18 protein-coding genes are annotated in these 20455 nt (G+C 38.7%); 16 read left to right on the top strand and 2 right to left on the bottom strand.

The window, feature by feature from the left end; genetic code table 11:
• Position 1 precedes the first annotated feature (1 nt).
• From ybeY to HMPREF9706_RS02345, 11 genes are all read left to right on the top strand, one after another.
• Positions 2-484, top strand: a complete 483-nt coding sequence (gene ybeY / locus HMPREF9706_RS02395; protein WP_006907771.1) for an rRNA maturation RNase YbeY — start codon at positions 2-4, stop codon at positions 482-484.
• Positions 468-854 carry a diacylglycerol kinase family protein gene (locus tag HMPREF9706_RS02390; RefSeq protein WP_006907770.1) on the top strand — a complete coding sequence of 129 codons (387 nt, stop codon included), beginning with the start codon at positions 468-470 and terminating at the stop codon, positions 852-854. Before ybeY ends, HMPREF9706_RS02390 begins: the two co-directional genes overlap by 17 nt.
• A gap of 20 nt (positions 855-874) precedes the next feature.
• Positions 875-1795, top strand: a complete 921-nt coding sequence (gene era / locus HMPREF9706_RS02385; RefSeq protein ID WP_006907769.1) for a GTPase Era — start codon at positions 875-877, stop codon at positions 1793-1795.
• A gap of 8 nt (positions 1796-1803) precedes the next feature.
• Positions 1804-2583: a DNA repair protein RecO gene (recO, locus tag HMPREF9706_RS02380; protein WP_006907768.1), complete on the top strand. Its 780-nt coding sequence runs from the start codon at positions 1804-1806 to the stop codon at positions 2581-2583.
• A 261-nt stretch (positions 2584-2844) separates the two neighbouring features.
• Positions 2845-3753 carry a glycine--tRNA ligase subunit alpha gene (glyQ, locus tag HMPREF9706_RS02375; RefSeq protein WP_006907767.1) on the top strand — a complete coding sequence of 303 codons (909 nt, stop codon included), beginning with the start codon at positions 2845-2847 and terminating at the stop codon, positions 3751-3753.
• A complete protein-coding gene (gene glyS, locus HMPREF9706_RS02370) occupies positions 3753-5792 on the top strand; it encodes a glycine--tRNA ligase subunit beta (protein WP_006907766.1) in 2040 nt (679 codons plus the stop codon). Before glyQ ends, glyS begins: the two co-directional genes overlap by 1 nt.
• Positions 5793-5836: 44 nt before the next feature.
• A complete protein-coding gene (obgE, locus tag HMPREF9706_RS02365) occupies positions 5837-7144 on the top strand; it encodes a GTPase ObgE (protein ID WP_006907765.1) in 1308 nt (435 codons plus the stop codon).
• A gap of 13 nt (positions 7145-7157) precedes the next feature.
• Positions 7158-9005 (top strand): acyltransferase family protein, encoded by a 1848-nt coding sequence (locus tag HMPREF9706_RS02360; RefSeq protein WP_006907764.1) that lies wholly within the window; start codon positions 7158-7160, stop codon positions 9003-9005.
• Positions 9006-9024: 19 nt separating this feature from the next.
• Entirely contained in the window at positions 9025-9954 is a 930-nt protein-coding gene (gene rnz / locus HMPREF9706_RS02355; RefSeq protein ID WP_006907763.1) for a ribonuclease Z, read from the top strand.
• Positions 9955-9966: 12 nt separating this feature from the next.
• The gene (gene recJ / locus HMPREF9706_RS02350) at positions 9967-12297 is read left to right on the top strand and encodes a single-stranded-DNA-specific exonuclease RecJ (protein ID WP_006907762.1); all 2331 of its coding nucleotides are present in this window, start codon (positions 9967-9969) and stop codon (positions 12295-12297) included.
• Position 12298: 1 nt separating this feature from the next.
• Positions 12299-12811, top strand: coding sequence for an adenine phosphoribosyltransferase (locus HMPREF9706_RS02345; protein WP_006907761.1), 513 nt, complete (start codon positions 12299-12301; stop codon positions 12809-12811).
• Between the two features lie 45 nt (positions 12812-12856).
• Here HMPREF9706_RS02345 and lexA read toward each other — a convergent pair whose 3' ends face one another.
• Positions 12857-13471 carry a transcriptional repressor LexA gene (gene lexA, locus HMPREF9706_RS02340; protein ID WP_006907760.1) on the bottom strand — a complete coding sequence of 205 codons (615 nt, stop codon included), beginning with the start codon at positions 13469-13471 and terminating at the stop codon, positions 12857-12859.
• A 146-nt stretch (positions 13472-13617) separates the two neighbouring features.
• Between lexA and HMPREF9706_RS02335 the strand changes: the two genes are divergently transcribed.
• The 3 genes from HMPREF9706_RS02335 (at position 13618) to HMPREF9706_RS02325 (ending at position 17525) form a co-directional block, all read left to right on the top strand.
• A complete protein-coding gene (locus HMPREF9706_RS02335; protein WP_006907759.1) occupies positions 13618-13836 on the top strand; it encodes a YneF family protein in 219 nt (72 codons plus the stop codon).
• 133 nt (positions 13837-13969) lie between these two features.
• Positions 13970-15739: an ABC transporter ATP-binding protein gene (locus HMPREF9706_RS02330; protein ID WP_006907758.1), complete on the top strand. Its 1770-nt coding sequence runs from the start codon at positions 13970-13972 to the stop codon at positions 15737-15739.
• Positions 15717-17525, top strand: a complete 1809-nt coding sequence (locus tag HMPREF9706_RS02325; RefSeq protein ID WP_006907757.1) for an ABC transporter ATP-binding protein — start codon at positions 15717-15719, stop codon at positions 17523-17525. The genes HMPREF9706_RS02330 and HMPREF9706_RS02325 overlap by 23 nt, the downstream gene beginning before the upstream one ends.
• Before the next feature lie 253 nt (positions 17526-17778).
• On the opposite strand, the gene HMPREF9706_RS02320 is transcribed toward HMPREF9706_RS02325, so the two are convergent.
• A complete protein-coding gene (locus tag HMPREF9706_RS02320; RefSeq protein ID WP_006907756.1) occupies positions 17779-18396 on the bottom strand; it encodes a lysophospholipid acyltransferase family protein in 618 nt (205 codons plus the stop codon).
• Between the two features lie 87 nt (positions 18397-18483).
• Here HMPREF9706_RS02320 and HMPREF9706_RS02315 point away from each other — a divergent pair, with 87 nt between their 5' ends.
• Both HMPREF9706_RS02315 and tgt read left to right on the top strand, forming a co-directional pair.
• The gene (locus tag HMPREF9706_RS02315) at positions 18484-19272 is read left to right on the top strand and encodes a glutaminyl-peptide cyclotransferase (RefSeq protein ID WP_006907755.1); all 789 of its coding nucleotides are present in this window, start codon (positions 18484-18486) and stop codon (positions 19270-19272) included.
• An 18-nt stretch (positions 19273-19290) separates the two neighbouring features.
• Complete coding sequence (gene tgt, locus HMPREF9706_RS02310; protein ID WP_006907754.1) at positions 19291-20430, top strand: tRNA guanosine(34) transglycosylase Tgt; 1140 nt, start codon at positions 19291-19293, stop codon at positions 20428-20430.
• The last annotated feature ends 25 nt before the right edge of the window (positions 20431-20455 follow it).

Here is a 20455-nt window from a genome sequence, read left to right as displayed (position 1 = left end):
GATGAACATTGAAATTATCGATGATGAAAATTACCTTACCCTAGATCAAAGCGATTTATTAAAGGAATTAATTAATTTAGCCAGTAAAAAATTAGAGGTCAATCCCCACAGTGAAGTGGACATTTCAATTGTTGATAATGAGCGTATACAGCAATTGAACCGGGATTTCCGCAATAAAGATCAAGCCACGGATGTGCTATCCTTTGCATTGAATGAAGGTGAGGAGTGGTTAGAACTGGATTCTTTTGTGGAATTGGAAGAGAGTCCACAGATTGCTCCGCACTTAGGAGATATCATCATTTCAATTGAACGAGCTAAAGAACAAGCGATAGAGTACGGTCATTCTATTGATCGTGAATTAGGCTTTTTAGCGGTTCATGGTTTTCTGCATTTGAATGGGTATGACCACCAAACGGCTGAAGAAGAAAAAGAAATGTTTGCCCTACAAGATGAGGTATTAAAAGAATATGGCCTCTGTCGATAAACATCTTAAAAACACCAATTTTTTAGAATCAGTAATTACAGCTTGTCAAGGGATCGTTTTCGCCTTTTGCCATGAACGTAATTTACGTTTTCATGCTGTGACTATGGGGTTGGTTTTCGCTCTAGCTGGAAGATTATCCTTTTCAAGCTTGGAGTGGGTGATATTGGTACTAACTGTAAGTCAAGTTATCGTGGCAGAGATGGTAAACTCCGCCCTTGAGTATTTGACCGACCTAACTGTTGGCAATCAGTGGCATCCCATAGCCAAGCGGGTTAAGGATGTTGCAGCAGGCGCTGTCTTAATAACCGCTCTAGCAGCTGTTTTGATTGGTGGCTTATTATTTTTACCGAAATTAATTAACTTATTTTAAGGAATAGATAAAGGAGTTTTATGGAATCTATAAAATCATTATATCCTGACTATCATTCTGGTTTTGTGGCCTTGGTTGGTCGACCAAATGTCGGGAAATCAACCCTACTAAATCAAATTGTTGGGCAAAAAATCGCGATTATGTCGGATAAAGCTCAGACGACCCGGAATCGAATTCAAGGAGTGTATACGCGTGAACAAGCTCAGATCGTCTTTATTGATACACCAGGTATTCATAAGCCTAAGCATGAGTTAGGAGAGTTCATGGTCAAAACAGCCTACAGCGCATTGAATGGAGTCGATGCGATCTGTGTCTTAGTGAACGCTTCTGAAAAAATGGGACCTGGTGATCAATTTGTGATTGACAAGGTGCGTGAGGCCAAGGTTCCTGTTTTTCTAGTCGTCAATAAAATTGACCTTATTCACCCAGATGACTTATTGCCGTTGATCGAGAGCTATCAAGCCTTATTTAATTTTGAAGCGGTCATTCCTATTTCTGCTAAAGAAGGAATTAATATCCAAGCTTTATTAGATACATTAGTCGCAAAGATGCCCAATGGGCCACAATATTATCCGGCAGATCAAGTGATGGATCACCCTGAATATTTTGTGGTTAGTGAATTAATCCGTGAGAAAATCCTTTTGTTGACTCGTGAGGAGATTCCGCATTCTGTTGCTGTGCAGGTTCATTCGATGCAACGTAACCCAGATGATAAAGTTGAAGTTCAGGCAAGTATCATTGTGGAACGAAAAAGTCAAAAGGGAATTATTATTGGTCACCAAGGAAAAATGATTAAAAAAATTGGAAGCTTGGCGCGACGAGATATTGAAAACTTATTAGCGGATAAGGTCTATTTGGACTTGTGGGTGAAGGTTCAAAAAGACTGGCGCGATCGACAGGCCAATCTTAATGATTTAGGCTATCGTCTGGAAAATTATTAAGAGCTAGTTTGGATTCAAAATTTGAAGGCATCGTTCTTTTTCAACGACCTCATCGGGAAAACGATGCCTTGGTTAAGCTTTTCACCCAAGAATATGGCACGAAAATGTTTTTTGTTAAGGGGCTGCAGAAGCCGAGTCATCCCCTTAAGGCTAATTTGATTCCGCTTACTAGGCAATCTTTTGTGGGCCGTGTGAATCAGCAAGGACTTTCTTTTATAAGAGAGGCCAACTGCCTAGACTTTTATCCGGCTATTCAAAAGGATCCTTTTTTATTGGCGCATGCTAGTTATATTAGTCAACTTATTGATGCCTCAACTGATGATAATGTTAAGGATGTCTCCTTATATCAGTTTTTTTATAAAAGTTTGACATTTTTAAATGAGGGTTATCCAGCTGATGCCGTTCATTTAGTTTGTGATTTAAGGCTGCTTAAACGTTTTGGCGTTCAACTTGATTGGCAGCATTGTCGAGTCTGTGGGAATCAAGTAGGACCTTTTGACTTTTCTATGCGCTATCAAGGACTTTTGTGTCAAACACACTGGTCAATGGATTCATATCGTCTTCGCTTGAAAGCTGAGAGTATTCCTTTAATCCAATCTTTGTCAGGAATGTCACTATCTCGCTTTAGGAAACTAGAGATTGAGCCGGAACTTGCTCGAGATCTCCGGCGGCTTTTATTTGAGATATACAATGAGTTAGTTGGAATCCATCTAAAAACTCAGTCTTATATCCAGGAGATGGATCAAATGCAGACGATGATGAAAGAAATACCTAAGCGAAATAAGTGATTAATGAGTCATAATTAGCTATTTAAAGCGGCTTGCTTTAATACGGTGGATTGACTTTTTTCGAAAAATTGAGTAAAATTTCAACTAGTTGACAGGATTGGTCGATGAACAGGGATCCTTAAATAAATGTTAGCCAGTGTCTTGCTTCCATTGATTGTGAGATATCGATGGACGGATTAGGCTGGGACACGCTTATGATTTGTCCCTATGGCCCAAGATGGTCATAGGGACCTTTTTTACATTATGGAAGGAAGCGATAGAATGTCAGTTGAGTGTTTACAGGATATGATATTAACTTTGCAGAAGTTTTGGTCGAGTAAGGGATGTTTGATTCTTCAATCGTATGATGTAGAGAAGGGAGCCGGGACGATGAGTCCTTATACCTTCTTAAGATCGAATGGTCCTGAACCTTGGAATGCTGCTTATGTGGAGCCGTCTAGACGGCCTGCAGATGGACGATATGGTGAGAACCCTAATCGTCTTTATCAACATCATCAGTTTCAAGTAGTGATGAAACCTTCTCCAATTGATATCCAAGAATACTATTTGGATTCTTTGGTAGCTCTAGGGATTAATCCTTTAGAGCATGATATTCGTTTTGTAGAGGACAACTGGGAAAATCCTTCCATGGGTTGTGCTGGTCTAGGATGGGAAGTTTGGATCGATGGAATGGAAGTCTCACAATTTACATATTTTCAACAAGTAGGAGGCTTAAAAACAGACCCAGTAACCTCTGAAATTACTTATGGCTTAGAACGATTAGCAATGTATTTATTTGATGTAAATAATGTTTATGAATTGGAATGGACTAAAGGTGTTCGTTATGGTGAAATATTTAAACAACCTGAATATGAACATTCTATGTTTTCATTTGAATTATCCGATGGGGATTTGTTGTTCAGGCAATTTGATGACTACGAAGCAGAGGCTCAGCGCTTACTTGATCAAGGACTCGTTCATCCAGCCTATGACTATATTTTGAAGTCATCTCATACCTTCAATTTATTGGATGCCCGCGGATTGATTTCACCATCAGACCGAGCTGCTTACTTGGGACGAGTTCGTAAATTGGCCCGTGGCGTGGCTAAGCTATTCGTTGAAAAACGGAAAGAATTAGGATTTCCATTATTAAAGGGTAGTAAGGAATCATTGGTAAAGGAGGCAAACTAATGGCACAGTATTTATTTGAATTGGGATTAGAAGAAATTCCTGCACGTTTTTTAATAGCCTTAAGAGACCAATTAGCGGATCGCTTTGCTGATTTCTTGCAACATGAACGTTTAGACTATGAGTCGATTGAATCCTTTGCGACACCTCGTAGGTTGGCTATTAGGGTTAATGGTCTGTCAGATCTTCAAAATGCACAAATCGAGGAAGTGCGTGGACCTTCACTTAAGGCTGGTCGTGATGAAACTGGTCAGTTGACTAAGGCTGGCCAAGGTTTTTTGAGAGGGCAGCAGGGTTTGGAAGCGGATCTTTTTGTTAAAGAAGTAAAGGGAACAGAGTATCTCTTTCTAAAGAAGACGGCTGCGCAAGTGAGTGCTGCTGAAGTTTTAAAGAAAATGGGTGACTTGGTTGCCCAGCTCCATTTTCCAGTGACTATGCGATGGTCAGACTTAAATATTGAATATATTCGTCCAGTTCATTGGATGGTCTCGCTTTTAGACGAAGAGGTAATTCCATTCGAATTCGCGGGGGTGACCGCTAATCAATGGACACGCGGTCATCGTTTTTTAAAGACACAGGATCAAGTTATAATCAAGCATCCAAAACAATATGAGTCTGTATTGAAAGACCAGTTTGTGATTGTTTCATTTGAGGAACGTATGTCGATTATTCGCCAACAAATAAATGAGATCGCTCAAGAGAAACATTGGCTTGTTCCAGAAAATCAGGATCTTTTAGAAGAAGTAACTGCTATTGTTGAGTGGCCAACAGCGTTTAGTGGAACCTTTGAGTCGGAATACCTTGAACTTCCTCAAGCGGTTTTAGTAACAGCCATGAGAGATCATCAACGTTATTTCTATTGTCTTGATGAGAATACAGAAAAGCTTTTACCTTATTTTATTTCGGTTCGTAATGGGAATGATCAACATCTCGACCAAGTGATTAAGGGCAATGAAAAAGTATTACGGGCTCGATTATCGGACGCCATGTTCTTCTATCAGGAAGACTTAAAACATGATTTGGATCATTACTTAGAAGGTTTAACCCGCTTAAATGAACATTACAAATTAGGTAGTTATGCCGACAAGCAAGTTCGTGTGTATCAATTACTGCAGTTGTTGGCTAGTCGACTTAAAGTGTCTGAACAGGTTCAAAAGGATGCTTTGAGAGCCGCTCAAATCTATAAATTTGATTTAATGACTTTAATGGTTGATGAATTTAGTGAATTACAAGGAGTGATGGGAGGCTTTTATGCTCAAAAATATGGGGAGTCTTCATCCGTTGCTCAAGCTATTTCTGAACAATATTTACCAACATCTGCTAATGGTGAGTTGCCTCAAAGTCAAGTTGGCGCTTTATTAGCATTAGCCGATAAATTAGACACTTTAGCAAGCTTCTTTAGTGTCGGTCTTATTCCAACTGGTTCTAACGACCCATACGCCTTGAGAAGACAAGCTATGGGGATTATTGAGATTTGCTTGGACCAAGACTGGCCGGTTGATTTTTCGGATATCTTATTATCTTACTTGCAGCAAAGTACGATTGAATTACGTCAAGAAATTCTTAATTTTCTAAAAGCAAGAGTTCAGGTTTTATTAGAAAATCAAACGATAGATTATGATGTGATTCAAGCTAGTTTGAACAAGAAGCATTTGGTTCCATTAAGGATTGTGGGTGTGGCTAAATTAGTTCAAGCCTTTAAAGAACAGCATCCTGATCAATTCCATCAGATGGTTGAAAATCTTAGTCGAGTAGTTAATTTAGGGACTAAGGTGGGTGAAGAAGATCAGTTAGAATCGAATTTGGCTCAGAGTGATTTGGAAGCTCAATTTATTCAAAAGGTGATGGATTTAAAACATATTTCCGGCTTAAATGATCGATTGCAAGCTTACCAAGATTTAAGTCCAATCATTGCCCATTATTTTGAAGATCATATGATCAATGATGAGGATCCGAAAGTAAGACATAACCGTTATCAATTAATGCGTGAGCTGACTCAATTGATTCTTTCTAATTTTGATCCGAGATTAATTGTCGACTAAGACTTGCTTAAGAATATAATAATATCGATAAAGGAGGCGATAGAATGTCTAGCTTTTTAGATCAAGCAAAAGTTATGGTGAAAGCCGGCAAGGGCGGCGATGGTATGGTGGCTTTTCTAAGAGAAAAATACCGTCCAGACGGTGGTCCAGCTGGTGGTGATGGCGGTCATGGGGGTTCTGTGATCTTTTATGTAGATGAGGGACTAAGAACCTTGATGGATTTTCGCTATAACCGATTATTTAAAGCTTCAGCTGGAGAAAATGGTATGAGCAAGGGGAAATATGGTGCTAATGCAAAAGACCTTTATGTAAAGGTCCCGCCTGGTACCATTGTTAAAGACGCCCAGACTGGTGAAATTTTAGCTGACTTATTGCATCATCAAGACCAATGCGTAGTGGCAAAAGGCGGACGCGGAGGTAGGGGAAATATTAAGTTTGCGACGCATAAAAATCCTGCTCCTTCTATTGCTGAAAATGGTGAACCGGGTCAAGAAAGGGAGTTATCCTTAGAACTTAAAATCTTGGCAGATGTTGGTTTGATTGGTTATCCATCGGTCGGAAAGTCGACACTCTTATCGGTGATTTCTAATGCTAAGCCAAAAGTAGCTGATTATCCTTTTACAACATTAACGCCAAATTTAGGGGTAGTTCATTTAAAATCTGGTCAAGAATTTGTCGTGGCGGATACACCCGGGTTGATTGAAGGAGCGTCTCAAGGCGTCGGCTTAGGGATTGATTTTTTACGTCATATTGAACGAACGAAAGTCTTATTGCATGTAATTGATATGGCTGGAGTACAAGGCCGTGATCCTTTTGAAGATTTTACTTCGATAATGGAAGAATTGCGTGCTTATAATGAACGCTTACTGCTACGTCCGATGATCATAGTGGCTAATAAATTAGATCAACCCCAGGCAAAAGAAAACCTATCGATTTTTGAACATCAGTTAGAGGAATATTATCAAGATTTAAATTTGACAACCCCTCCTATTTATAGAATTTCTGCTTATCAAAGACTGGGTGTGGATGATTTATTACAAGCAACTTATCGTATGTTGAGTGAAAGTGATTATATTTCCCTGCAAGATGATAATCAGGATCAAAAAGTTTATCGTTTAGAGGAAGAGGCTCCTGATTTTGAAGTGAAGCGATTAGATGGAGATCTATGGGAACTAGTTGGCGAACGCATTGAGCGTCTCTATGCGATGACAAACATGGATCATGATGAGAGTTTACAACGATTTGCTCGTCAAATGAGAGCGATGGGGGTCGATGAGGCTCTTAGAGAAGCAGGGGCTAAGAATGGCGACACGGTCCTTTTAGTTGACTATCAATTTGAATTTGTAGATTAGGTGATGAATTAATATGAAGGAAACAAATAGTGGATATCGAATTCCCATATTTGATGGTTTAAAGGGGGTCGCGATTCTCACAATAATTGGTTATTATTTTTTTGAACACATCATGCCAGGTGGGTTTATCGCAGTTAATCTCTTTTTGGTTATTGCCGGTTTTTTTAACTTTAGACATTTTTATGTGGCGGATCAAAGAGGGAAACCTTTAAACTATATCGCTTTCATTCGTAAACGTTTTGAGCGGTTGTTCTTTCCAATGTTAGCGATGATCATGATGGTGGTTACTTATATTCTCCTTTTCAACCGTAATTACTTGCCGAATGTTCGGAATATGGGATTAAGTGCTCTAGGATTTTTTAATAATTATTATCAGATATTAAATGAACAATCGTATTTTGTTCAAGCAGCAAATCCCAGCCCATTTACTCATTTGTGGTATGTCTCTCTATATGGACAATTGGTGATTTTAACACCAATTTTGATCTTTCTAACCTATTCTTGGCATAAAAAGGCAAATATCACGATTAATATTTTGTTAATTATTTCTTTGGTTTCAGCAGTATTGATGGCTTATCTCTACCAAGGTTCGTCTGATCCAACGCGAGTTTATTATGATTTACTGACTCGCCTATCTGCCTTTACTTTGGGAGGCGCGTTGGGATTATTATTACCTGAACGCTTAAATCCAAAGCCTATTCCTAAAACCATTACACACGGCTTAAATGGTATTGGTGTTATAGTGTATATTTTAGCTTTCTTTATGGTTCGATTTATGTTTGGAACTAAGCCCTTCGCCTACCGTTTTGGTTTAAGTCTTTTCTCGATCTTATCGTTGGCGATGATTTTGACCGCTATTCACCCCTCTTCGATTTGGAATAAAGTTCTATCTTTTAAAGTCTTTTCTTGGATAGGCAAAAGGTCTTTTTCTTATTACCTATGGTATTATCCTGTCTATTTATTGAGTCCACAGAATATTGCTTTATTTAATCGTTTACCAGGTTTGAATTATATTTTTAAATTTGCTTTAATTATCGGTTTAGCAGAAATTACTTATCAACTCTTTGAACAAAAGTCAATTTCATTACCTGTTGGGCAAGATTTTAATTGGAAGAAAACAAAGTATCAGTTTAACTTTTTAAGGAATCATCCTCAAGGATTATATCTGGTTAAATTTCTTATGTGCTGCTATATTTTTAATTTTGTGATGGGAACTGTGGGAATGGCTATTTCTTCTCAGGCAAAAGGAACAAAGCAGACCCAAGAGATTGAACAAATCATTGAAAGTAATCTTAAGATAGCCGATGAGACAAAAAATGAATCTGCTGCACCGCCTAAAGTTGTGAATCATATCGAAGGATTAGATCAGGAAGTGCTGCTGTTTGCTTCGGGGCTGGATATTACTTTTATCGGAGACTCGACCTTAGCAGCGTCGACGGAGCATTTAAAAGAAGTATTTCCTAAGGCTGTCATTGATCCTCAAGTTGCGCGACAATTATATAATTCCTATGATGTGGTTGATCGGCTGAAAGCAAATAACCAATTAGCATCGACAGTCGTTACAATGTTAGGAACGAACGGTACTTATACAACGGGTCAATTAGATGATTATATCCAAGATATTGGCTTAGAGCGAAAACAGTACTATGTTAATATTTTAGTTGATCGGCCTTGGACACAAGATGCAAATTACCAACTCAATCAAGCAGCTGAACGCTATGGTAATGTTACTGTGATTGATTGGGCTTCCTTTGCTAGTGGGCATGCAGAATGGTTTGCTTCGGATGGGGTTCATTTAAATGAAGAAGGAGCTAAGGAATTTTCCAAATTTATGGCCAAGGAACTCTATTCAAAGCGTTAAACTCAGAAAGGATGACTTGATGCATTTACAATTTTTAGGAACAGGAGCCGGTGTACCTGCTAAGGTTCGTAATGTTTCTGCCTTAGCCTTAAAATTACTCGATGAGTTGAATGAAGTATGGCTTTTTGATTGTGGTGAAGCGACTCAGCATCAAATTTTAAGAACTCATATTAAACCAAGAAAAATTCGGCGCATTTTTATTACCCATCTTCATGGAGATCACATTTATGGTTTGCCAGGACTCTTGAGTTCACGCTCTAATCAAGCAGGACAAGATCCGGTTGATCTTTATGGGCCAGAAGGAATTAAAGATTTTGTATTAACTTCTTTAAGGATTTCTAAGACGAAGTTGGCATATCCATTGAATATTCACGAATTATCCCCTCAAGGGGGAACGCTTGATTTGGATAAAGGCTGGAAAGCCGAATATATGCCTCTAGAACACGGAATACTTTGTTTTGGATATCGAATTATCGAGCCGGACAAAGTGGGCCAATTGCTCATGGATAAGTTGGCAGCTTACGAAATACCCAACGGACCGATTTTGGGGCAATTGAAAGCGGGGGCTAGGGTGACCTTAGAAGATGGTCGTATCTTAAATGGCCAAGATTTTTTAGCACCTGATCAAGCAGGTCGTATTGTTACGATTCTGGGGGATACTCGATCTTGTCGAAACATTCTTCAACTAGCCAGAGGGGCGGATGTCTTGGTTCATGAGGCAACCCACCAAGCAAGTGAAGCTAAAATAGCGCGCGCATATTATCATTCGACATCTGCACAAGCGGCTCAGAATGCAAAACAGGCCCATGTCAAAAAATTATATCTGAATCATATTTCTGCAAGGTACTTAGGGAAGCAGTGTAAGCAATTAGAAAAAGAAGCACAGGAGATTTTTAGTCAAGCAACATTGGTCAATGATTTTGATGAGTTTGAAGTTCTAAGATCTTAGAGGAGGTTTGACATGAGAGGTCATTTTTCTCAGTGGATTTATCCGAAAGAATTCGATCAAGAACAAAACGATTTTATCCAACAAATGCAATCAGCGGGAATGACGTATTCGCCCGCTTTTTTGCGTCTTTGTTGGCAGCGAAGATTACGATCACAAGCGGCGATTAAAGCTGCGTGTGATCAACAACCGAGTTTATTCCACGACCCCTTTGAAATGGAAGATATGGATTTAGCTGTCGATCGTATTACCCAGGCGGTAGAAAAGGAAGAAAGTATATTAATTTATGGGGATTATGATGCGGATGGTATTACCTCAACATTAATTATGAAAGAAGCTTTGGAATCGATTGGGGCCAAGGTGACTTATTATCTTCCTAATCGTTTTACGGATGGCTATGGGCCAAACTTGGAGCGTTATCAAGCTTTTATTCAAGCAGGCACACAATTAATAATCACAGTGGATAATGGTGTGGCTGGTTTTGAGGCATTGGCATATGCTAAAGATCAAGGTGTAGATGTCATTTTAACGGATCATCATCAGATTCAAACGGATTTACCGCCCGCCTACGCGGTTATACACCCAGCGAATCCAAGAGGAAACTATCCTTTTAAGGATCTATCGGGTGCAGGAGTTGCTTTGAAATTAGCAACTGCTTTACTGGGGGAAATTCCGATTGAAGCTTTAGAGTTAGCTGCGATTGGGACCGTTTGTGATCGAGTTGCCTTGATTGATGAGAATCGAACGATTGTTTTAGCTGGTATCAATCAACTCAAACAGACAAACCGGTCAGGTTTACAGACCTTATTTAATAATCAAAACATTAGCTTAGAAGATATTGATGAGGAAACCATTGGCTTTGTAATAGGTCCAAGATTGAATGCAGTAGGACGTTTAGGGGATCCTAGTCCAGGTTTAGAATTTTTAGCAAGTTTAGATCGAATTGAAGCTAAGCGATTATTACAAGTCATTGAAGCCAAAAATGATGAAAGGGTTGACCTAGTTAAGCAGATTGAAGCGGAATTATTAAGGGTATATCCTAAAAACGTAGAACCTCCTGCCATAATTATTGCAGGTCAAGCAAATTGGCATCCAGGTGTTTTGGGAATTGTAGCCGGGCGTCTAGTGGAGCGGCATCATTGTCCTTGCCTACTGTTTAATTTTGATGAATCTAAGGGAGTTTATAAGGGGTCTGGTCGATCTATTCCTTCGATTAATCTTTTTAATCTCATTCAACCTTTTCAAGATTTATGTGTTCATTTCGGTGGGCATGATCAAGCAGTCGGATTAACCATAGCCCAGGATCAATTTGGTCTCTTTAAACAAAAGCTTGAAGAGGCTATTCGATCACTTGATCGCTCACTAGCAGAAGAGCCGGCTATATCGGTGGATTTGTTATTAACGGATGATGAAGTGACACTAGATTTGTATCAGGAAATTAAACAACTAGCACCTTTTGGTCAGGATAATCCTAAGCCACTGATTGTTTTAGAAGAACTTCTCATAAAAAATAAACGCTTAATGGGTAAGGATCAACAACATGTCCGTTGGCAATTTCATTTAGATGCACCCATGGCTGAACTAACGGCAGTAGCTTTTTCAATGGCTGAGTCAACAGCATTAATTAAGGCAGAAAGTCGTTTAAGCATTTTAGGTGAATTAAGCTTGAACCGTTGGCGTGATCAGACGAGTTTACAATTTATTGTACGTGATTTTGCTTTTATAAAGGGACAGTTGATTGACCAACGTTCTTCTAACGGACTTAAGGGGGAATTGGATTATCCTCAAGCCCTCTATTTGGTTAATCAATCGAAACTAATTGATCAACTTCAATCTTACTTGCCAGAATCGAGTCAGCTTAGTTTATATTCTGATAAAGATTTAAATATCGCTGATTTTCAACGACTGGTAATTTTAGAAGTGCCTGATGATTTATCACACTTACGCCAGGTTTTAGATTATAAAAAATGGTCACAAATCATTTTAGTTTCTTATGTGGCGGAGTCCAAGTATTTGGTGGGATTACCGACTCATCAAGAGTTTAGTCGACTTTATCAGGCTTTGTTAGTGAATCCTCAGTTAAAAATAGCAGATTTAGCACAGTTCGCTCAATTTTTGAAAATTCCTTTAGTTAAAATAAAGACCATGATCGTTGTGTTTTTTCAAGCAAAGTTTGTTAAAATAGAAAAGGGCATCATCTATAAGCAAGATGCTCATTTAGATCAACGTGTCGATCTTAAATCCTGTGACGCGATGATTAATTATAAAAAATCCATGGAAGCTGAAGCATTTTTGAACTTTCAAAGTATTGATGCCATTTATCAGTGGATGAATAAGGAGTTATAATATGAATTTACAAGATTATATTGCAAGTATTAAGGATTATCCTGAAGAGGGGATTATTTTTCGGGATATAACCCCATTAATGGGAGATGGTCAAGCTTTCGCATATGCTACTCAAAAAATTGTGGACTATGCTAAAGACCTAGAGATTGAAATGGTTGTTGGTCCGGAGGCCCGTGGTTTTATCATTGGCTGTCCTGTAGCTTATGCATTACAAGTGGGCTTTGCACCTGTTCGTAAAAAAGGTAAATTACCTCGTGAAACCATTGAGGTAGAGTATTCGTTAGAATATGGCAGCAACATATTAGAAATGCACAAGGATGCTATTAAGCCTGGTCAACGGGTCTTATTAGTCGATGACTTACTGGCTACGGGTGGAACTACAGCAGCTGCTATTGAACTTGTTGAAAAACTAGGGGGTGTGGTGGCTGGTTGTGCCTTTTTGATTGAACTTGACGATCTTAAGGGGGGCGAGCAGATAAAAGGGCATGATTATTACACCTTATTACATTATTAAACTAAAAAAGACGACTGAAGCTCAGTCGTCTTTTTTTGTAAGCTGTTAATAGAAACGATTCAAGCCAACTACCTTTCCTAAGATGGTGGCTTGCGGTAAGATAATATCTTCCATAGTATCATTTTCAGGTCTTAAAATAATATGATCATTTTTTTTGAAAAAGGTTTTGCAGGTCGCCTCATTATCTTCGGTCATCGCAACGACAATTTCTCCATTATTAGCGGCGGATTGCTTGCGAACGGTAATAATATCGCCATCCAAAATGCCAACATTAACCATAGACTCACCTTTAATAATTAACATAAATAGTTCACTAGCATCATAGCGAAGATCCTGTGGTTTTGGGTAATAATCGATCGCTTCTTCTACCGCTAAAATAGGACTTCCAGCTGCAACATAACCTAAGAGAGGGATCTTATTCGAGTCAACTCCCAATGTACTTAGGCCAAGTTCAGTGATTTCAATGGTTCGAGTTTTTGCTGCGTCTCGGTCAATCATGCCCTTTTCTTCTAAGCGGTCTAAGTGGCCATGAACAGTGGATGGAGAGGATAAACCAGCTCTTTCACCAATTTCACGAACGGTGGGTGGGTAGCCAGAGGCTTCCACGAGTTCATAAATACTTCGTAGGACATTCATTTGTTTACTGGATAGTTTAGCCATAGACACCACACTTTCTAATTATTAGCTATATTATAGCAAAACCAGTCATCAAAGGCAAACGGATGTTCGTTGGGCATAAGAAGCTACTATTAAGCATTTCACTTAATCAAAAAGTATGATAGAATGTTTTAAAAGGAGAGAGATATATGCCAACTTATGCTTGGATTTTAATTGTTATTTTAGCTTTAATTATTGGACTTGTTCTAGGTTTTTTTGCGGCTCGAAAATATATGTTTAAATATTTTAAAGAAAACCCACCTTTCGATGCGCGAATGATCACTGAAATGATGGCGCAGATGGGCCAGAAACCCTCAAAACGCAAAGTCCAACAGATTATGAATTCAATGAAAATGCGTAATCAGTAATAATAGGTGTTGATTCCCCAGCGTTAGTCGCTGGGTTTTTATTTTTAATCAAGTATAAGAGTCGTATGATTTGAATGCTTTTTCATGGAATGGTAGACTGAAATTACTAAGTTTCAAAAGGGGAGATTCCTGCATGAATATGTTCGCTAAGTTGGGATGGTTTTTAAAGCAAGAAAAGAAATCTTATATCATCGGTATTACCATGCTTACTTTACTTAGCTTGATTACGGGTTTTGTCCCCCTCATTTTAGGCCGGATTATTGATACCATGGCCTCACATCAGATGCAGCCACAATCTTTGCTCTATTGGGTATTACTTCTGATTACAATTGCTATCGTTCAATATGCTATGCGTTATGTTTGGCGGATGGCGATTTTTGGGACCTCTGCACAATTAGAACAAATTTTAAGAGCGCGTCTTTTTCATCATTTTATGCGGATGGATAAGGATTTTTTCCATAAGTATCGTACGGGCGATTTGATGGCACGTACAACTAATGATTTGGGTGCTATTCGGATGGTTGCAGCTGGAGGAATCTTAACACTGGTCGATTCACTTTCACAAGGTTTAATCACTTTGTTTATGATGTTTTTTGTGGTTGATTGGAAATTATCGTTAATTACTATTATTCCAATTCCATTTTTAGCCATTATCATCAATTATATTGGTCGGCAACTGCATTATTATTCTAAGAAAGCCCAGGTGGCTTTTGCTTCAATGAACGATAAGGTTCAGGAATCAGTAACTGGCATGAAAGTCATAAAAACTTTTGGCGAAGAGGAGCGAGATATTCAAGACTTTAAAGACCATACCTTTGCAGTGGTTCAAGCCAATCAAAAAGTCTATGTTTATAATGCTTTATTCCGTCCTAGCAGTCAGCTGATCATGGGGATCTCTACTATTTTGGCACTCTTTTTTGGAGGCTTCCAGGTAGTTCAAGGTCAACTAACGGTTGGATTGTTAGTTGCTTTCATTTCTTATATTACCCGACTCACTTGGCCCATGATTGCAGTGGGACAATTATTTAATATTCTCCAAAGAGGGGCTGCATCTTATGATCGAATTGAAGAAATTTTGGAAGAAAGATCGCATATTATCGAAAGCCCTAATCCTATTCAAGAGCCTATTCAAGCTCCTTTAGAATTTGATATTGCAGCTTTCTCTTACGAACGAAATGATAGTATTGAATTAAAAAATTGTTATTTTAAATTAGAAGCTAATCAAACTCTAGGGATTGTGGGGAAAACGGGTTCTGGTAAATCAACGATCTTCCATCTTCTGATGCGAGAGTACGATGATTATCAAGGGCAGATCGCCTTTGCCAATAAGGACATTAAGCAATATTCATTAGATAGTTTATTAAACCATATCGGCTATGTTCCGCAGGATACTTTTCTTTTCTCAACCTCTATTTTAGAAAATATTCGCTATGCTAAACCAACGGCTAGTCAGGATGAAGTGGAGCGGGCTGCCAAGTTGGCTGCTATTCACCAAGATATTCTGGAATTTCCTGAAGGCTATCAGACGCTAGTAGGCGAACGAGGAGTGGCTTTGTCTGGAGGACAGAAACAACGGATTGCAATTGCACGGGCTTTACTAATAGATCCACAGTTATTGATTCTAGATGATGCTTTATCGGCTGTAGATGCTAAAACAGAAGAAGCCATTCTAAATGCCGTTAAGGAATCATCTGAAGATCGGATGACAATCATTTCAGCTCACCGAATTTCTTCGGTGATGCACGCCCAAGAAATTTTAGTTTTAGAAGATGGATGTATTGTTGAGCGTGGGAATCATCAAGAATTATTAGCCCTAGATGGTTGGTATGCTAAGATGTATCATCAACAAGAATTAAATCGTTTAAAAGGAGATGAAGTCGATGGCAGCAAATTCAACGAATGAATCTGTGTGGGCTAAAAAGTTCACTATGAAAGAGCAATTGAAGATTACTCGGCGGATTTTTACTTTTACCAAGGACTTCTGGCGTCTCTTTTTATTAGCTGTTGTATTATCAGCCAGTACGATTTTGATTTCAGTTGCTATGCCACGTTTAGTTCAGTATTTTATTGATCATTATTTAGAACACCAACAACTGAGTTTTCAGATTGCGGGAAGGTTTTGTCTTATTTATTTAAGCTTACTTTTGTTACAGATCATTGGGAATTATTTATCAACGTATTATTTCAATTTAGCTTCTGAAAAGACCGTAGCGTCTATCCGAAATGACTTATTTCGAAAAATAAATGGGTTAGGGATGCGATTTTTTGACCAAACTCCGGGGGGATCGATTGTATCTCGCATAACGAATGATACAGAGACCCTCAAGGAATTTTGGCTCGTCTTTTACTCTTTATTTGAAGGCCTTGTGACGATATGCTCGGTATTCATTGCTATGTGGCTATTAAACCAACGGATGGCCTTGTTGTTTTTAATTTTTGTTCCAATCATGATTGGCTTAATCTGGTTTTATCAGTCATACTCGTCCATGGTATATCGACGAATGCGTGAAAATTTAAGTCGTTTAAATACCAAAATAAATGAGTCGGTTATGGGGGTTTCAACTATTCAGAACATGCGGCAAGAAGAGCGTGTCTACCAAGAATTTAATCAACAAAATCATCAACACTATTTAAATCGACGTACGATGATTCAAATGAATTCGTTAATGTTAATGCCTGTGATTAATCTTTTAGAGGGATTAGCACTTGCCTTAGTAATCTATGTGTTAGGTAAAGAGTACTTTTTACACGGATTGGAAGTTGGGGTTATTTATGCTTTTACCCAGTATGCCGTTCAATTTTTTAGGCCTATGGGAATGATGATGGATTCCTTGAGTTTATTACAAGACGGCATTGTATCTTCTGCACGGATTCTTTCTTATTTGGACAATGATGAGTTTGTTCCTCAGCAAAATCCTCAGCCAGAGGCAAGGATTACAGATGCTAAGATAGAAATCAAGCATCTTAGTTTTTCCTATGATGGACAACATAAGGTACTCGACGATGTTAGCTTCACCGTTGAACCCGGTCAAACAGTTGCTTTAGTTGGACATACGGGGTCAGGTAAATCTTCGATCATTAACGTATTGATGCGATTTTATGAATTTCAAGATGGAGAGGTTTTAATTGATGGCTATTCAATCCGTGATTTTTCTTATGACCAATTAAGAAAAGAGATGGGCTTGGTTTTGCAAGATTCTTTTCTTTTCTACGGGGATGTTGCAAGGAATATTCGCCTTTTAGATATGAGTATGAGTGATGATCGAATTCGAGAAGCAGCACGATTTGTCCAAGCTGATCGATTTATCGAAAAAGAAAAAGAAGGGTATCAACATCTTGTTATTGAGCGGGGTGAAGGATATTCCTCGGGTCAAAAACAATTGATTTCTTTTGCACGTACGATGGCTCGGCAACCTAAAATACTTATTCTTGATGAAGCAACGGCCAATATAGATACGGAGACGGAGCAAGCTATTCAGACCTCACTGAAAAAAATGCGTCAAAATCGGACTACTATTGCGATCGCTCATCGCTTATCTACAATTAAAGATGCTCATCAAATTATCGTTTTGGATAAGGGACGCATCATTGAGAAGGGAGATCACGAAAGTCTCATTGCTAAAAAAGGAAGTTATTATCAAATGTATCAGTTGCAGTCTATGGATGATGCTGATCTAGATGATTTTTAGAAGGTAACCACTTAAATCAGTCAACTAAAGACAGATCCTTTCTAGTATGGATTTCAAATTATTAATGGTGACTGATTAAAGATATGAATCAAATAGACTTACTTGCTGTGAATGACCAAAATCCCCTCGAAAGTTAGCTTTGAGGCTATCTTTCGAGGGGATTTTATAGGATCGTATGACTCTACAAACTGTTTGCAAAAAGGCATAGGCGGAATTCACCGATTATGATAAACTAGATCCGATGGTACCGATTCTATTTAGGATCATAATGGAACTGAGGGTCAATTTTTTGATCTAACTCATCGAAGGCATTGGCAATGGATTGGTCAATTTGTTCGAGTTTTGCTTTATCATATGTTGCTTGAGGATCATAGTTAATTGCTGGGCCAATGGCAATCTTAGCGGGTTGTCTTTTTAGAAATTGCCATTTTGTTAATGGAGGTTGGATTGCGACAGGAACGATGGCTTTTTTGGATAAACGTTGGATAAAAGCTGTTCCACTTTTTATCTCAGTACTATGACGGGTTCCTGACGGAAAAATCCCTAGATGGAAGCCTTGTTCCAGTTGCTTAACCGCAAATTTTAAGGTCTTTGGAGAAGGTTTTTCTCTGTTGACGGGAAAGACATGTGCTTTAGTGAGTAAATAACCTAACCATTTCCATTTGAATAGGGAGTTTTTTGCCATAAAAGAAATTTCTTCTGGAGCCCAGACGATAGCAAGGTAAAAAGGGTCATAGAGAGATCGATGAGTGGCAGCAATAATATAAGGCTCTTCTTTGGGAAGATTTTCAAGTCCTTGGACTTGGGTAGGTCCGTTAAATAAAAAGAAGATATGACGGACAATTCTAATGGCTAATTGGTAAAAATTCATAATCACTTGCTCCTTTGATTAAGATCATGTTTATTTTACCAATCTCTATCAGACTTGCAAGTTTGAAGTACATTTGGGAGGATTCAAATGCAAAAGGTATTTTTTGGAATCGTGGTTACAATGGTAAGCTGTATGTTTTTTACACACTCCGTAGTTAGCCAAGGCATAGAGGGGAAGGCGGAATTATTAGAAGTTTTTCCTTTAGAAAAGCAGATATTTACTCAAGGGTTTGAACGAAATGAGCAGGGGATGCTTTACTTGGGATCTGGTAAATATGGGCAGTCTGCCGTTGGTATCCTCGACTTAACATCTGGGGAATGGTTAACTCAAGTAGATTTGCCAGAACAATATTTTGGTGAAGGACTCACTATTGAAGGAAATCATCTATGGCAGTTAACTTGGAAGGAAGGCAAAGTCTTTAAATGGCAATTACCTGATTTCACTTTGTTGGATACTTATTCTTATCTAGGTCAAGGTTGGGGGTTGGCCTATGATGCGGATCGGTCACTATTTTGGTTGTCAGATGGAAGCAGCCAGCTTTATCAACAGGACCTGGAAAATTTTAAGCGATTAGGACAAGTCACAGTTACGCTGTTAGGACGCGAAATAGACCAATTGAACGAGTTAGAATACGCTCAAGGAGCAATTTTTGCTAATATTTGGTATGATAATAGAATCATTAAGATTGATCCAGAAACGGGTCAAGTTATTAAAGTATATGATTTATCGTCAATCTTAGATCAACTACCTTTAAGTGATGAGGCGCGTCGTCAGATGGATAGTCTTAATGGGATTGCCCATATTGATCAAGATCGTTTTTATATCACGGGTAAATACTATCCATTTGTTTTGGAAGTTCGACTGAAGAATGAGTAATTAGAAAGAAGGAATAGTGTGCCAGCAGTAACATATGAATTAATTAAAGAAGAAAAGCATACAGGTGCCCGCCTGGGAATACTCCACACCCCGCACGGATCATTTGAAACACCGATGTATATGCCGGTTGGAACATTAGCAACCGTGAAATCTTTATCACCAGAAGAATTAAAAGCCATGGGAGCTGGAGTCATCTTATCGAACACTTATCATTTATGGCTACGTCCTGGTGAAGATATTGTTGAGGATGCAGGTGGATTGCACACCTTTATGAATTGGGATCAGGGACTTTTAACGGATTCCGGTGGATTTCAGGTTTTTTCTTTAAGCGATATGCGTCATATTGAAGAGGAGGGCGTTCATTTTCGTAACCATTTATCAGGTGAGAAGTTATTTTTAACGCCGGAAAAAGCCATTCATATTCAAAATGCCTTAGGATCGGATATCATGATGTCTTTCGATGAATGTCCAGAGTTTCATCAGCCCTATGATTATGTTAAAAAATCCATCGATCGTACTACTCGTTGGGCAGAAAGAGGATTAGAGGCTCATCAAAACCCTGATCGTCAAGCCTTATTTGGCATTTGCCAAGGAGCAGGTTATAAAGACTTGCGTCTTCAGCATGCTAAAGATATGGTTTCTTTAGATTTTCCGGGTTATTCAATTGGAGGTTTATCTGTCGGTGAAACGAAGGAGGAAATGAATACCGTTCTAGATTACTTAATGCCAGTATTGCCTACTAATAAGCCACGTTATCTGATGGGCGTTGGCTCGCCGGACGCCTTAATCGATGGTGCGATCCGAGGGGTAGATATGTTTGACTGTGTTCTAGCGACTCGAATAGCCCGAAATGGCACTTGCATGACCTCTAAAGGACGCCTGGTTGTAAAAAACGCCTGTTACGCTAGAGACTATACACCAATTGATCCTAAGTGTGACTGCTATACTTGTAAACACTATACCAGAGCTTATGTCAGACATTTAATTAAATGTGATGAGACATTTGGTTTGCGTCTCACTTCGATCCATAATACTTATTTCTTACTGAATTTGATGCGACAAGTTCGTCAGGCAATTCGAGAGGATCAATTATTGGAGTTTAGGCAAGCTTTTCGTGAAGAATATGGTTATAATAAGCCAGGAGCACCTGCATTTTAGTCGTTAGCTATTGAAAGAAGTCATA

It is taken from the genome of Facklamia hominis CCUG 36813, assembly GCF_000301035.1.
In the GTDB taxonomy this organism is placed as follows: Bacteria; Bacillota; Bacilli; order Lactobacillales; family Aerococcaceae; genus Facklamia; species Facklamia hominis.
Note: the sequence above shows the minus strand (reverse complement) of the source record. Positions and strands in the feature narration are given on the sequence as shown.

Excerpts from the sequence above, each read along its gene's own strand:
- ybeY (WP_006907771.1), top strand. The coding sequence starts at position 2 with ATGAACATTGAAATTATCGATGATGAAAATTACCTTACCCTAGATCAA.
- HMPREF9706_RS02390 (WP_006907770.1), top strand. The coding sequence starts at position 468 with ATGGCCTCTGTCGATAAACATCTTAAAAACACCAATTTTTTAGAATCA.
- era (WP_006907769.1), top strand. The coding sequence starts at position 875 with ATGGAATCTATAAAATCATTATATCCTGACTATCATTCTGGTTTTGTG.
- glyQ (WP_006907767.1), top strand. The coding sequence starts at position 2,845 with ATGTCAGTTGAGTGTTTACAGGATATGATATTAACTTTGCAGAAGTTT.
- glyS (WP_006907766.1), top strand. The coding sequence starts at position 3,753 with ATGGCACAGTATTTATTTGAATTGGGATTAGAAGAAATTCCTGCACGT.
- obgE (WP_006907765.1), top strand. The coding sequence starts at position 5,837 with ATGTCTAGCTTTTTAGATCAAGCAAAAGTTATGGTGAAAGCCGGCAAG.
- HMPREF9706_RS02360 (WP_006907764.1), top strand. The coding sequence starts at position 7,158 with ATGAAGGAAACAAATAGTGGATATCGAATTCCCATATTTGATGGTTTA.
- rnz (WP_006907763.1), top strand. The coding sequence starts at position 9,025 with ATGCATTTACAATTTTTAGGAACAGGAGCCGGTGTACCTGCTAAGGTT.
- recJ (WP_006907762.1), top strand. The coding sequence starts at position 9,967 with ATGAGAGGTCATTTTTCTCAGTGGATTTATCCGAAAGAATTCGATCAA.
- HMPREF9706_RS02345 (WP_006907761.1), top strand. The coding sequence starts at position 12,299 with ATGAATTTACAAGATTATATTGCAAGTATTAAGGATTATCCTGAAGAG.
- lexA (WP_006907760.1), bottom strand. The coding sequence starts at position 13,471 with ATGGCTAAACTATCCAGTAAACAAATGAATGTCCTACGAAGTATTTAT.
- HMPREF9706_RS02335 (WP_006907759.1), top strand. The coding sequence starts at position 13,618 with ATGCCAACTTATGCTTGGATTTTAATTGTTATTTTAGCTTTAATTATT.
- HMPREF9706_RS02330 (WP_006907758.1), top strand. The coding sequence starts at position 13,970 with ATGAATATGTTCGCTAAGTTGGGATGGTTTTTAAAGCAAGAAAAGAAA.
- HMPREF9706_RS02325 (WP_006907757.1), top strand. The coding sequence starts at position 15,717 with ATGGCAGCAAATTCAACGAATGAATCTGTGTGGGCTAAAAAGTTCACT.
- HMPREF9706_RS02320 (WP_006907756.1), bottom strand. The coding sequence starts at position 18,396 with ATGAATTTTTACCAATTAGCCATTAGAATTGTCCGTCATATCTTCTTT.
- HMPREF9706_RS02315 (WP_006907755.1), top strand. The coding sequence starts at position 18,484 with ATGCAAAAGGTATTTTTTGGAATCGTGGTTACAATGGTAAGCTGTATG.